Origin of the sequence: Shewanella sp. NKUCC05_KAH, assembly GCF_019345585.1 — a bacterium.
Lineage (GTDB): Bacteria > Pseudomonadota > Gammaproteobacteria > Enterobacterales > Shewanellaceae > Shewanella > Shewanella oncorhynchi.
This window is the reverse complement of the sequence record NZ_JAHKQZ010000010.1, coordinates 38,099-50,084: the sequence shown is the minus strand read 5'-3', so window position 1 is coordinate 50,084 and position 11,986 is coordinate 38,099. Positions and strand designations below refer to the sequence as shown.

9 protein-coding genes are annotated in these 11,986 nt (G+C 45.5%); 3 read left to right on the top strand and 6 right to left on the bottom strand.

What is annotated here, in order from left to right:
* The gene (locus KO533_RS10680; RefSeq protein ID WP_219254079.1) at positions 1-522 is read left to right on the top strand and encodes a hypothetical protein; all 522 of its coding nucleotides are present in this window, start codon (positions 1-3) and stop codon (positions 520-522) included.
* A gap of 80 nt (positions 523-602) precedes the next feature.
* On the opposite strand, the gene KO533_RS10675 is transcribed toward KO533_RS10680, so the two are convergent.
* The 3 genes from KO533_RS10675 to KO533_RS10665 form a co-directional block, all read right to left on the bottom strand.
* The gene (locus tag KO533_RS10675; RefSeq protein ID WP_219254077.1) at positions 603-1,355 is read right to left on the bottom strand and encodes a transporter substrate-binding domain-containing protein; all 753 of its coding nucleotides are present in this window, start codon (positions 1,353-1,355) and stop codon (positions 603-605) included.
* A 145-nt stretch (positions 1,356-1,500) separates the two neighbouring features.
* The gene (locus tag KO533_RS10670) at positions 1,501-2,136 is read right to left on the bottom strand and encodes a DUF2913 family protein (RefSeq protein WP_168822978.1); all 636 of its coding nucleotides are present in this window, start codon (positions 2,134-2,136) and stop codon (positions 1,501-1,503) included.
* 132 nt (positions 2,137-2,268) lie between these two features.
* Positions 2,269-2,916 (bottom strand): peroxiredoxin-like family protein, encoded by a 648-nt coding sequence (locus tag KO533_RS10665; RefSeq protein ID WP_219254075.1) that lies wholly within the window; start codon positions 2,914-2,916, stop codon positions 2,269-2,271.
* Positions 2,917-3,277: 361 nt separating this feature from the next.
* On the opposite strand from KO533_RS10665, the gene KO533_RS10660 reads away from it, so the two are divergent.
* Positions 3,278-4,168: a hypothetical protein gene (locus tag KO533_RS10660; RefSeq protein ID WP_219254073.1), complete on the top strand. Its 891-nt coding sequence runs from the start codon at positions 3,278-3,280 to the stop codon at positions 4,166-4,168.
* 201 nt (positions 4,169-4,369) lie between these two features.
* Here the strand turns inward: KO533_RS10660 and KO533_RS10655 are convergent, their stop codons facing one another.
* Positions 4,370-5,671 (bottom strand): DEAD/DEAH box helicase, encoded by a 1,302-nt coding sequence (locus tag KO533_RS10655; RefSeq protein ID WP_028761337.1) that lies wholly within the window; start codon positions 5,669-5,671, stop codon positions 4,370-4,372.
* Between the two features lie 362 nt (positions 5,672-6,033).
* Positions 6,034-7,602: a methyl-accepting chemotaxis protein gene (locus KO533_RS10650; RefSeq protein WP_219254071.1), complete on the bottom strand. Its 1,569-nt coding sequence runs from the start codon at positions 7,600-7,602 to the stop codon at positions 6,034-6,036.
* 531 nt (positions 7,603-8,133) lie between these two features.
* On the opposite strand from KO533_RS10650, the gene KO533_RS10645 reads away from it, so the two are divergent.
* Positions 8,134-9,399 carry an HD domain-containing phosphohydrolase gene (locus KO533_RS10645; RefSeq protein ID WP_219254069.1) on the top strand — a complete coding sequence of 422 codons (1,266 nt, stop codon included), beginning with the start codon at positions 8,134-8,136 and terminating at the stop codon, positions 9,397-9,399.
* Between the two features lie 173 nt (positions 9,400-9,572).
* Here the strand turns inward: KO533_RS10645 and KO533_RS10640 are convergent, their stop codons facing one another.
* Positions 9,573-11,360 (bottom strand): aminopeptidase P family protein, encoded by a 1,788-nt coding sequence (locus tag KO533_RS10640; RefSeq protein ID WP_219254067.1) that lies wholly within the window; start codon positions 11,358-11,360, stop codon positions 9,573-9,575.
* Positions 11,361-11,986: the final 626 nt, after the last annotated feature.

Sequence of the window (11,986 nt, the reverse complement as noted above, 5' to 3'; positions counted from 1 at the left end):
ATGATTGAACTTGTCGGTTATATCAGGGTATTTAGCCAACACGGACGCTTAGTCACGGCGGAGCAAATCGCCGCCGTGGCAGGGCTCGAGTGGGATAGTGAGCAAACGGTTAACAGTTATATTCGCCTAATCCTCAATGAAGCTTACAAGGATGTGCAGATGCGTTTGTCGGATAAGCGGTATTTCTTCTATTCCGACAGAAGCATAGTTGAACGTTACGCTGAGCAATGGTTAGCGTTGGATCGGGGTGAAGCGTTTGAGGCGATTATTGCCCAGATCCGTCGCAATAGTTGCCGCCATACTGAGGTCTATCTGGAGAGTGTACTGACGTTTGCCCCCTATCTTTATGATGAGCCTACATTAGCCAATGTGCGTGAGCAATTACCACAACAGCTTGGGGCCGAGGATATCCATTATGCAGTGGACAATCAGGGGAAAGGTTATTACTACTCGACTCTGGGATTGAGTCACAGCTATGCGGCCGTCCTCGCTAATTATGATCCTTGTGAATGGTCAAACTGAGATTCTGCGACCTTATTGATATTGATTAAGCGCCTTCGGGCGCTTTTTTATCGCAAATATCTCATATAGCTAGCGTGAAATTAGCTTGCCAGCGTTTGAGTGTACTTTTTGATGATTTCGTCAATTTTACCATTGGCCTTCAGTGTCGCTATGGCTTGATTGATGGCAGGAAGCAAATCTGCATGTTCTTTTCGCAACCTAAACACTAAGTCACCATCAGAATGCACTGCCGCCAGTGCGACAGGGATCCGCAACTGAGTCGACCAATACAAGGCTGGGTAATTACCAGCAATAACGGCATTGACTCTGTGTTTATCTAAGGCTTTGATCAGCTCCTGCTCTGAGGTAAAGTCTGCGCGGATAAAATCTTTATCGTCGTGATATAAATAACCGCGCACTGTACCTATTTCTTGGCCTTTTATCTGGCTGATATATTTATATTTACTGACATTCTCTGGCAATGTGACCACATATTCAGTGATTTGCATTATGGGGGCCGATTTGACAAATAGCGGCCCTAAATCCTGCTTTTCAAACCAACTGGGGCTTACGATATCAAAGTCGAGTTGACCGGTTTCTAGCGCATTATTGGTACGCTTTGGCGGCAGGGCGAGGATTTCACCTTTGATTTCAGCCATAGATAAAATCATCGGAATAAGCTCAGTGATCATCCCCGGCGCCTCGGCTTGATCACCGATAAAATACGGATACCAAGAATAGGAGCCAGTGATATTGTATTTGAGCTGTTCCGCAAAGGCATGCTGTTGAGTCAAGCAAAGGGTGAACAAGGCAAATCGAACTAAGTGTTTATACTGCAAACATCGCTTAACCATATTGCTTTTATCCTTGTTATCTCTGCTTTAGCCAAGGCCTATCCGATGGCCATTCTACCTAAACTATGTGAATGAATTGTTTATTGGATCACAATCAGTCACATCCGCCATATTCAAGCTATTTTCTGCTTTTCGCTATTACACCTTAAGCCAATAGCTGACACAAAGCTGGCTGCTGATTATTAGGGAAAATTTGATAGGTTTTATGGTGTTTAATCAAACTGGTTTTCTTGTTGCCTTGGCTGAGCAATAACCCATGGGACAGGGCGATGCGCGTTAGTGTCTGTTCATCGGCGCGGACATATAAGTTGATTGGCTTGATCAGCTGATTGTCTTTAATATGTTGATTAAATTCTTTGGCATCAATCACTAAGCTAGATTGACCATCACCATCGAGTTTCAGCTTGGCACTGATTTCAGTGTCAGTAAAGACTAACCAATCGGCTTGTTTTAAGGTTTCTATCATGGCATTTAATGCCGTGCCTAAAGCGGGCTCCGATGTCTCAACAGATTGATATTGATACACTATCCTTTCTAGTAAACGCTTGAGTTCGGCGCCCGCACCTTGGCTGCGAGCCAAACGTATCCAAGCCGTGAGATCGTCGGCTACCAGTTTAGAAAAGCGTTTTTCCTTTAAGGACTCGACCATCCAATTACACAAAAAATGACTTTCCTGCGCGGAGGTGCGCTGGGCTTTCTTGGTCTGTGCTGAAGCGGTTAAATCGGCAAGACCCGCAAGAGCGAGTTCGAGCACAGCTTGGTTATAGGTTTGAGAATTCATTATGACTCCGCCGCGGGCTGAAGTGATGTTATCTATTTGAACTTGGACGATATTGATTGCGGCGGAGCTAGTTTAGCAAAGCGGCCGCTAAATCGATAACGATTCTTAACGGCTGCTTTGATGAGGGATGGATTATTCTGGTGCACCGACGAGGCTGGCAGCCGTCAGAATCAATTTAGGTGCGGGTCTCACCTTATAGTTGGGATTCACATATTGGAAGTGGATTAATCCTTGAGTATCAGCAATATAAATTGCCGGCACTGGCAGAACTAAGCGTTTATCGCCTTCGGGCGTTGTCCACAGTGGGTTATCCAGTTTTAAGCGACTCAGATAAGTATCAGTGACTTGTTTGCTAGTGTAAAAGGCAAGACCAAAGGCTTGCGATGCCTGCATTTTTTCATCGGAAAGTAGCTGATATTTGAGTTCGTTTTTAGCGGCCGATGCCTTTAGCTGTGCGGGTGTATCAGTGGAAATCCCCACCAGTTGAAAGCCCATGTCGATAAGTTTAGGTTCGATGGCTTTTAGTTGCCCCATTTGGTTGTTGCAAAAGGGGCACCAGCCGCCACGGTAAAAAAAGAAAATGGTTGGTTTTTGTGCGGTTAATTTTGCTAAATCAACGCTTTGGCCATTCATATCTTGTAAGGTAATTGCGGGAATTTGTTCGCCATTGAGCAGTGGGCTAACCGAATATTCATCCTTAGCGATAGGTTGAGCTAGCGTGGTAAAACTGCCAAGCAGTAGGCTGGTGGTCAATAAAAAGCGCTGTAGTAGGGACGGCATAAGTAATCTCTCTTAGTTATGGGTTATTCTATCAATTCAAACGATTGGCTCTGGTTTGTACGCTTGTTGGGTCGTGAATGGGGATGACAGCTATAAGAACGGCGAATGCTGCAATTTATTGCAGTGTGTATCCAGATATCGTGGTGTTTTTAAAGCAATGATTGCTCAATCACCCAAAAGCTCGTTTTAGTCTCATATGAGTCAATGGTGTGAGCCGATAACATGGGCTAATTGAGTAAGCTAATCGAGTCTGCTAATTAACTGAGATAAGGTGGGGCGCTGAACGCGAAAGTGATAGTATTGCCACAGCCTTGAAAGGCTGAAGTGATGTTTGGTAATTTTTTCAATAGGAAAGTGGTAAATGGATAAGGGATTATTTAAGGCGTTAAAGAAAGTCTATTATAAAAAGTCGTACCGCAAAGACGAGCATGGTTATCAACAAAGAATCGATAATGGCGATGTGTTTGATGTCGATACGGGAACTTATATCTACTCCTATCAAGGCCTATCTGATGCTGAAATCGCATTGATTGAACAGAGTGGCTATCCGGTCAACGACCGAGTTAAGCTGAGTCATGATGATGTGGTGCTCGGCTATAAAGCGATACTAAAGCAGCCGAATCTTGCGCTGGAGAATTTACTGGCGGCCTATTTATGTGGTTTTTCAAGCTTCCCTCGCGGTCGTCAACCCATTCTCAGTTATTTGTTTGCTAAGGCGCTACCAGAACATTCGATGGCAACCGATAGTGACATTTGTCCTGTGTGTTCCATCAAGCGCGTTAATTGGATTGAGCAGGGACAAGAAATCTTTTCCTGTTACGCTGGCAGTGTGTGGAACGAGCGCTGGGCGCACAATCTCATAGAATTACAAGAGTTTTGTACGCTATCGCCTTGTAAACCCAGTATAGAGGATGTGGCCATCTTCAGTGCATTAATTGAAGCTATCCGTCAGGCTCCTTTAGATGAAACACCCGGAAAACTCGAGCAAAGGGTGAAGAAAGCCAAGATTATTCCTCAATTTAAAAAGTACAGTTTCCGTGGCCAACTGACGGTGTTAGCTGAGCTTGGCATCATGCCAAATTCCTATGTTACGCCGCTTTATGAAGCATTTACGCCATTTGAAGCGATCTGCAATATCAAATACCCGGGCAGTATCCGCTCTGACATCATCTTACCGCTAGCGGGTTGGCGCGGCGAAAATCCCATTGATGAGCAAAGGCTTAAACAGTTATTTGGTGGTTTTTTCGAATAAGTGATCGGCCTCAGTTATGTAGGCTAAGTATTGACTTCGTCACAGAGTTCGGACTGAGATAAGCCATCTTTGAGAGCGAGTCACTCTTATAGCCTATGGTTTATAGCTCATTAATTCGGCTCAATAAAAAAGCGTCCCTTGGGACGCTTTTTGCTTTAATAACGAGACTGATAGGCGAGGTGCATTGCCTATGTTAGTTGTTTATTTCAGCTTTTTCGCTTTGCTCGGTGCTTGACCAACTTTCATTTTTACGCGGCGGCCCTGCATGTTTTTCTCAGCAGCAACTTGAGCGCCGACGTTGTCGGTTCTTTGTTGCTTTTTGGCAAAGCTACGGCGGGTTTGCAATTGCTTTAATAGCAATTCGCGGCTGCCAACTTCATAACCTGGCACAGTGACGCGGCGAATCTGTTGGCCAATCAATTTTTCGATATCGGCTAAGGTGCGCTCTTCTTCGCGGCTCACAAATGAAATGGCTACGCCAGTTTTACCCGCACGGCCTGTACGACCGATACGGTGTACATAATCTTCGGCGAGGAAAGGTAAGTCATAGTTGACTACGTATTCAAGGCTTGGAATATCCAGACCACGGGCGGCAACTTCGGTGGCAACCAGCACCCGTACATCACCCGCCACAAACTCACGCAGGGCGCGGCGACGACTGCCTTGGCCTTTTTCACCGTGGACCACTTCAGATGGGATACCATCTAAGTTTAATTCTTTGACTAGCGTATCGGCGGCTTCACGGGTCGCAGTAAATACCAACACTTGTTGCCAGTTTTTCTTGCCGATAAGCTCAGAAAGCAGTTCGCGTTTACGGCGTTGTTCAACCGGATAAACTACTTGGCTAACGGTGTCGGCTGTAGTGTTTTGTTTATCAACGCTGATTACTTGCGGTTTAACCATCATGTCGTTGGCGAGTTTTTTCACCGCACTTGAGAAAGTGGCCGAGAATAACAAGTTTTGACGTTTCTTATTTACCGCTTGAAGGATTTTTTGGATATCGGCGCTAAAGCCCATGTCGAGCATGCGATCGGCTTCGTCTAGCACTAAAAAGTCGACGTTCGACAGGCTTAAGTTACAGGCGGTAAGGTGCTCAAGTAAGCGACCTGGTGTGGCAACAATCACATCGGCGCCGCGTTTCAGCTTTTGCGCTTGAGTCTCAATCTTTACGCCGCCGTAAATGGTTAAGACACTGAAGTTTAAGTATTTGCAGTAAGCCGTGACGTTGTCAGCCACTTGAGCTGCAAGCTCACGGGTTGGCGTAAGGATTAATACGCGGGCATTCGACTTTAGCGTTTCGCTTGGCTTTTCAACCATCTTTTGCAGGATTGGCAGCGCGAAAGCGGCGGTTTTACCCGTACCGGTTTGGGCACTGGCTAAGACATCTTGGCCGCGGCGGATAGCAGGTATCGCTTGCTGCTGAATAGGCGTCATTTGTTGATAACCGCAATCTGAGATAGCGCGCAAAATCTCGGGGGAAAAACTAAAAGATTCAAATCTCATTTTGGATTCCTATCGTTCACTTATTCAAACATTCAAGCGCCACTAGCCTCTTTATCACTCGTCTAAAGGAGAGAGGTGTACCGGCTGGCTCATTCTTCCACACAGATTTTATAAGAAAAATGGCGGGCGCGGAGTATAGCAAAAATTTCGGTTAAAACCTGTACTTTTTAGTGTTTTGGCATTTTATCTGCATCATTTCATCAGGAGGGGATAAAGGGCTTGGCACTGGTTCAGGTGGGTAAGGTCTTATTGATCTATAAAAGGGTTGAGTAAAATATGGACTCAACAATACGGATTAAAGCTCGCTATATTAGAGAATACCGCAACCTAGGCTGCGGTATTTTGGATCTTTTACTTATTGTTCAGCCGAAGGTGCGCCTCAGGCCAAGGGCTTTTTCGGCATTGTGTTTAAGAAGATGGGCTGCATCACCAATCAGATGGGTTGCGGCTAAGTTCTCGGCGCTGGCATGGGTGATGGAGTGAATATTACTGGCGATCTCATTGACCACTTGACGCTGTTGATCGGCTGCCACTGCATTTTGTTGGGCAAAGGTGTGGATATCACTCACTTCTTGGTAAATGGTGTTTACATTGTCGGCGGACAGTTGAATATCGCTGGCACAACGCTCCGCGTGTTGGCGGCTTTGTTCCATTTCTTTGGCCCATGCGTTGAGCATAGTGAACATCTTATCGACACTCTTAGAAATACTGTTGGTTGATAGCTGGGTTCTGCTCGATAGGGCGCGAACCTCATCGGCGACCACGGCAAACCCACGGCCTTGTTCACCCGCACGGGCAGCTTCAATCGCGGCATTGAGGGCGAGGAGATTAGTTTGCTCGGCAATAGAGTCAATTTCGCCCATCGCATTAGCGACTTGCTCGGCTTCTTTATTTAATTGATGGGCATTGTTGGTTGCATCGGCAACAGACTTTGCCAGTTGCTCCATTTTTTGAGTGTTGGCTTTCATGTTAGCACTGCTTTTAAGGCAGAGATCATAGGCGGTATTGATGCTGGTCGAGGTGAGATGGGTATTCTGCGCGACTTCTGTGATGGTTGAACTCATTTCTTCCATCGCGCCAGAGAGCTGTTCTAGCTGACTTTTCTCTTGATCTAGGCTGACATAGGTTTGCTCGGTCGCGACCACTAATTGATCGGCAATTGCATGTAATTGATTGGCTTGATCTTGGGTGCGCCCAAGTACGCCATTCATTTTGGCCTGTAGCATGATGAGCTGGAAATCGAGGATAGAAGAGGTATCGGCACCCGAGTAAATGTAACGACTAATAGAGTCATATTTGGTTTGCATTTCAATCAATTTAGCGGGAATACGAAAGGCCTCATCGTAGAAAATGGCGAGGTTTAAACTCATCAGAATCGCCCCTGCGATAATCACGCCCCAGCCCCAAAAGTAGCCTGCGATCAGTAAACCTGTGGAGGCTACAACCGCAGATACGATACGTTTTTGCATTAAACTTAAGGGTTTAGGAATGGATTTGTCCAATTTGAGTCTTTGGTAAATCTCATTAGCTTTCGTGACGTAGGCGACTTGAGGCTGAATGCGCACCGATTGGTAACCGATAATAGTGCCGTTTTCAAACAAGGGCGAAACAAAGGCATCAACCCAATAGAAGCCACCATTCTTACAGCGGTTCTTGACTATGCCGCGCCAAGATTGGCCTGACTTAAGTTTTTCCCACATTTCTTTAAAGGCGGCGCTCGGCATATCCGGATGGCGCACCATATTGTGGGCACTGCCAATTAATTCTTGATCGCTATAGCCTGAGACTTCGGCAAAACGGGCATTAACGTAAGTGATGATACCGCGAGTATCAGTGGTGGAAATGAGTTCATCTTGTGGTGTTAAGCGGATTTCTTGATCTGATCTCTGTGTATTAACTATTTTATTCGCTGAGGCGTTACTCTGGCTCATTTAGTGTGTCCATTCAGGGCCGATGTGGTTCATTAGGGTTCAGGGCGCGGTGTTAGGCGCGAATTTTCTTGTGCTGACTCTCATCTGAGTAAGCTTGTTATGTGATAAGAGTATCATTTTTGTGTGGGTATAGGAGAGCGGTTTCTCATGGCTGACAGGTGAAAATCAATCGTTCGTCGTATTTATAAGCTATTGCAATATATAAAGTTTTTAAGTAGTGAGAATATGATGTTAAACGAGCGTTTATCCTGTTAAATCGTTAATTCTAGTATTTTGTATAGGGTTATTCTTTTATGTCTTGAGTGGGTATTTGTCATTCATCTTAAATATAAATTATGTTCGATGATATTGGGCTAATGTCGTTGATTCGGCTTGATATCGCAGTATTCATGGAGCGCTTTATTGGCCTTAGTCTATTCTTTAATGGGCAACAAAAGATGGCTTATTTTTCCTTGCTTCAGCGGTGTATCTTGATTTTGCTCTTCTAGTTCATTAGCTCACAGCGGGAATGCTATATAAGAGGAACTTCCCATGGCGATATCACTTAGGCGTGGTGTAACTAAATTAGCCACAGCGTCCTTGGGAACAGCGGCGGCACTGCCACATTGGCGACGTTTGATCTTTGAACGTTTATTTGGCTTTCTAGCGATTCTCTGCGTGCCTGTATATATCACAAGTGTGTATTTATGCGTCATCGCCGATCTCTGGTTTATGGTGGTATTTGATACGCTGGCTTATCTGTTTTTACTGCTTTTACTGTATTTTCCTAAGCTTACTGATAGTACGCGTTTTGGCTGTGGCTGCTTGCTGGGTTTTGCTATCGGCATCGGTTTTTTAATTGCGATTGGCCCTTCGGGAGCTGGTTTTTTCTGGTTATTTATTTTCCCGCCGTTAGTCGGTATTTTTTTAGGAAATCGAGCCAGCTTATATGCCCAGTGTTTGAATGGGCTAAGTTTGATATTGATTGGTTTTGCCTATCATTTTAATTGGCTCAATTGGCCCGAAACCCAAGGTTATAGTGTCGGTATTTGGGCCGTTGTCGTGGTCAATTTTATCGTGACCAATGCTATGTTGACGTTAACCATCACTTATTTATTAGGTAAGTTGGCTGACGCACTCGATTCAACCTTAGCATCACGCCAAGCTACCGTATTAGGCTTAGCTAAACTCGCCGAATACAGAGATAACGAAACGGGCGCGCATTTGCTACGTATGCGGCAGTATTCGAAAATGCTCGCGTCGCAGCGACTACTGGCCGCCAATCCTCCTGCAGAATTGAACGAAGATTATATTCAAGACATTAGTTTGTCGGCCATTTTGCACGATATAGGTAAAGTCGGTATTGCCGATGCGATTTTGCTTAAACCGGGTAAATTAACGCCGCAGGAGTTTGAGCAAATTAAAGCCCATCCTGTGATCGGGGGACAAGTGCTACGCAGTTTGTTGGAATATGCGCCCCAATGTGCTTTTATTCAGATGGGCCGCGATATTGCCTCGGGTCACCATGAAAAGTGGGATGGTAGTGGTTATCCCCTTGGTTTGAAAGGTGAAGATATTCCGCTTTCGGCGAGGATAGTGGCCCTAGTTGATGTTTATGACGCGCTGACTTCTCCCCGATGTTATAAGCGGCCCTTTAGCCATCAAGAGGCTATCGACTTAATTATTGAAGGCAAAGGTCAGCATTTCGACCCTGAATTAGTCGATTGTTTTATTGAAATTCATCAGGACTTTGAAGTGTTGTCTAAAGCATCGCTGGATGATGCTTATCAGCCGATGGCACAACCTACTATGGTTTAGCGATTCATGTTTTTAAGTCGTGTTTTGAAATCATGGTTTTGAAATAAGACGTGGGTTTTAAAACACACAGATAGCGCTAAAAAAACGCCCAATGCTAATTGCCTTGGGCGTTCTATTTTATAGCGCGTAAGTGACTAATATAACGACTTAAATTGCTACTTATCAGCGGAGTGCTAAATTGCTTTAGTCACTTGAGTTAACCAAGCCAATTCATCACCCGACATTAACGGAGAAAGTGTATTGAAGACTTGCTGATGATAAGCATTAAACCAGTCTATTTCCCCTTGCGTTAACAGGCTCTTATCAATAAGGCGCGCATCCATAGGGATCATAGTCAACGCATCGAATTCATACATTTCACGCTCAGCCCCTTTAAGTGCTTCACAGTGCTGAACGACGACGAGGTTTTCTAGGCGAATACCGAAATCGTCGGTGCGGTAGTAACCCGGCTCGTTGGAAAGCACCATGCCGGGCATCAATGCGATACCGTTGACATTTTTACCTATGCGCTGCGGACCTTCGTGCACACTTAAAAAGTGACCCACACCATGGCCTGTACCGTGATCGTAATCAAAACCATGTTGCCATAAATATTGGCGGGCGAAAGTGTCGAGCTGCTGGCCTGAGGTGCCTTTTGGGAAGCGTGCTTGGTCGAGGGCAATATGACCTTTTAGCACCAGCGTAACCATTTTTTTATGCTCATCGGTCACTTTGCCAATCGCAATGGTACGGGTCACATCTGTCGTGCCGTCAATATACTGAGCGCCAGAATCCACTAAGTAGATGCTGTCCATTGTCATCATGGCTGGTGTGCCATTGTTGTGATTGTAATGGCACATAGCGGCATTAGGACCGGCAGCTGAAATCGTGTCGAAACTTGGCTCGCGGTAACGCTCATCTTCTAGGCGAAAGCTTTCCAATTTATCCGCAAGGGTGCCTTCATCGTGCATACGATTGGCTGCCACTTCGGCATCGAGCCATGCAAGGAATCGACTCACGGCGACGCCATCGCGGATATGACAGGCACGCATGCCGGCCAGTTCTGCGGCGTTTTTCTGCGCTTTAGGTAAAGCGACAGGATCGATTCCAGCTATCAATTTTGCTCCTGCCTCACGGGCAATGTTTTGTGCCCAAGCGTTTGCAGAATTCGGATCGGCCAGTAGTTTTACGTCCTGCATGCTGGCGAGTGTATCGGCAAGAGATGCCTCGCCCTTAAAGCTTACGCCAGCACCAACATGCTCCTCAATGCCCTCTGGGAGTTTGCTTAAATCGGTGAAAAGCTGCATATCGCCATTGGCGTGGAGCAGGGCACTGCCGAGTACAACGGGCAGGCGCGGTACATCATTGCCGCGAATGTTGAGTAGCCAGCAGAAAGAATCTAAGGCGGCGATTAAGGCGACATCACCACCGGCTTTTTTTACTAATGCACCAATTTCAATGCGTTTTTGCAGGCTGGTTTTACCAGCACTCTCGTTGTTAAACAAAGTGATAGGAGCGTTCGACGGTGCTGGCCGATTCTGCCAATGCAAATCGATGGGGTTTTGTTCAACTGCAACTAATTCGATTTGGGATTTATTTAAGGTTGCTTTGGCATTTTCATACCAAGCTAAGGTGTGTAAGCGCGCATCGAAGCCAACACGAGACCCCGCTGGTAACGTGTCACATAACCACTCAATTTGTGGTGTATCAGTTAGGCTTTCATAACTGAAAAGTGTGGCATCGACTTGCAAACGAACTTGAACCGTATAGCGGCCATCGGTAAATATTGCGGCTTTATCTTTCAATACGATAGCCATACCCGCCGAACCGGTAAAGTTGGTTGCCCAGTACAAACGTTCGTTATGTGCCGGCACATATTCGCCCAGATATTCGTCGGCACGGGGAATAATAAAAGCATCGAGATTAGCAGATGTTAATTCGTTACGAATAGCACCGAGACGGTTAGCGATTGATTGTGACATAAGGGCTCCAATTAAGACTGGCATGCTATGCGAGTCGGTAGGCGAAGATCGCCTAAGGATGAATGGTTTATACCCAAACAACCTGAAGATGCAGGATTCAGCGGTAATTTAACGCACTTTAGGCAAGGCGGTTATTTGCAGACCTAGTGGGCTAAGTTAAAAATAACCAACGCAGTATAAAGTGCGTTAAAAACCGCCGGGACGGAGCGTCTAGGGCACTTCACTTCCGTGTTGCATCAATTCAAAAGGTAGCCGACATTCTGTCATTGATACGCCTTGAATTGAAGCACCCTAGGCGCTCTGAAACTCGTATCTTCAGGTAGCTTGGGTATATGTTGATTTGAGTTTTAACCGGCTCGGATTATCGCAAGTCTAGCGCGCTAGATGCAAGGGTAGCGAATAAAGGATTTTGTATACAATCGTGAATTTGTGCAGGTAAGACGCTTGAGGTTATGGGGTTTGTTGTTAATTTATTTATGTGATTTTGAGCATGAAAAGTGAATTAAATAAAAGGTTGGTCATGTTTTAATTAGGACTTGTTCCTTACAAATTAGCAACTTAAGTTTTATTCAATCGCTAACATTTGGACCCTATGCTAACATTTGCCATCTCCACTCGGGGTCAGA

What these genes read in the sequence shown, in the direction of transcription:
- KO533_RS10670 (WP_168822978.1), bottom strand. Translation starts at nt 2,136, where the DNA reads ATGAATTCTCAAACCTATAACCAAGCTGTGCTCGAACTCGCTCTTGCG.
- KO533_RS10660 (WP_219254073.1), top strand. Translation starts at nt 3,278, where the DNA reads ATGGATAAGGGATTATTTAAGGCGTTAAAGAAAGTCTATTATAAAAAG.
- KO533_RS10640 (WP_219254067.1), bottom strand. Translation starts at nt 11,360, where the DNA reads ATGTCACAATCAATCGCTAACCGTCTCGGTGCTATTCGTAACGAATTA.
- KO533_RS10650 (WP_219254071.1), bottom strand. Translation starts at nt 7,602, where the DNA reads ATGAGCCAGAGTAACGCCTCAGCGAATAAAATAGTTAATACACAGAGA.
- KO533_RS10645 (WP_219254069.1), top strand. Translation starts at nt 8,134, where the DNA reads ATGGCGATATCACTTAGGCGTGGTGTAACTAAATTAGCCACAGCGTCC.
- KO533_RS10665 (WP_219254075.1), bottom strand. Translation starts at nt 2,916, where the DNA reads ATGCCGTCCCTACTACAGCGCTTTTTATTGACCACCAGCCTACTGCTT.
- KO533_RS10680 (WP_219254079.1), top strand. Translation starts at nt 1, where the DNA reads ATGATTGAACTTGTCGGTTATATCAGGGTATTTAGCCAACACGGACGC.
- KO533_RS10675 (WP_219254077.1), bottom strand. Translation starts at nt 1,355, where the DNA reads ATGGTTAAGCGATGTTTGCAGTATAAACACTTAGTTCGATTTGCCTTG.
- KO533_RS10655 (WP_028761337.1), bottom strand. Translation starts at nt 5,671, where the DNA reads ATGAGATTTGAATCTTTTAGTTTTTCCCCCGAGATTTTGCGCGCTATC.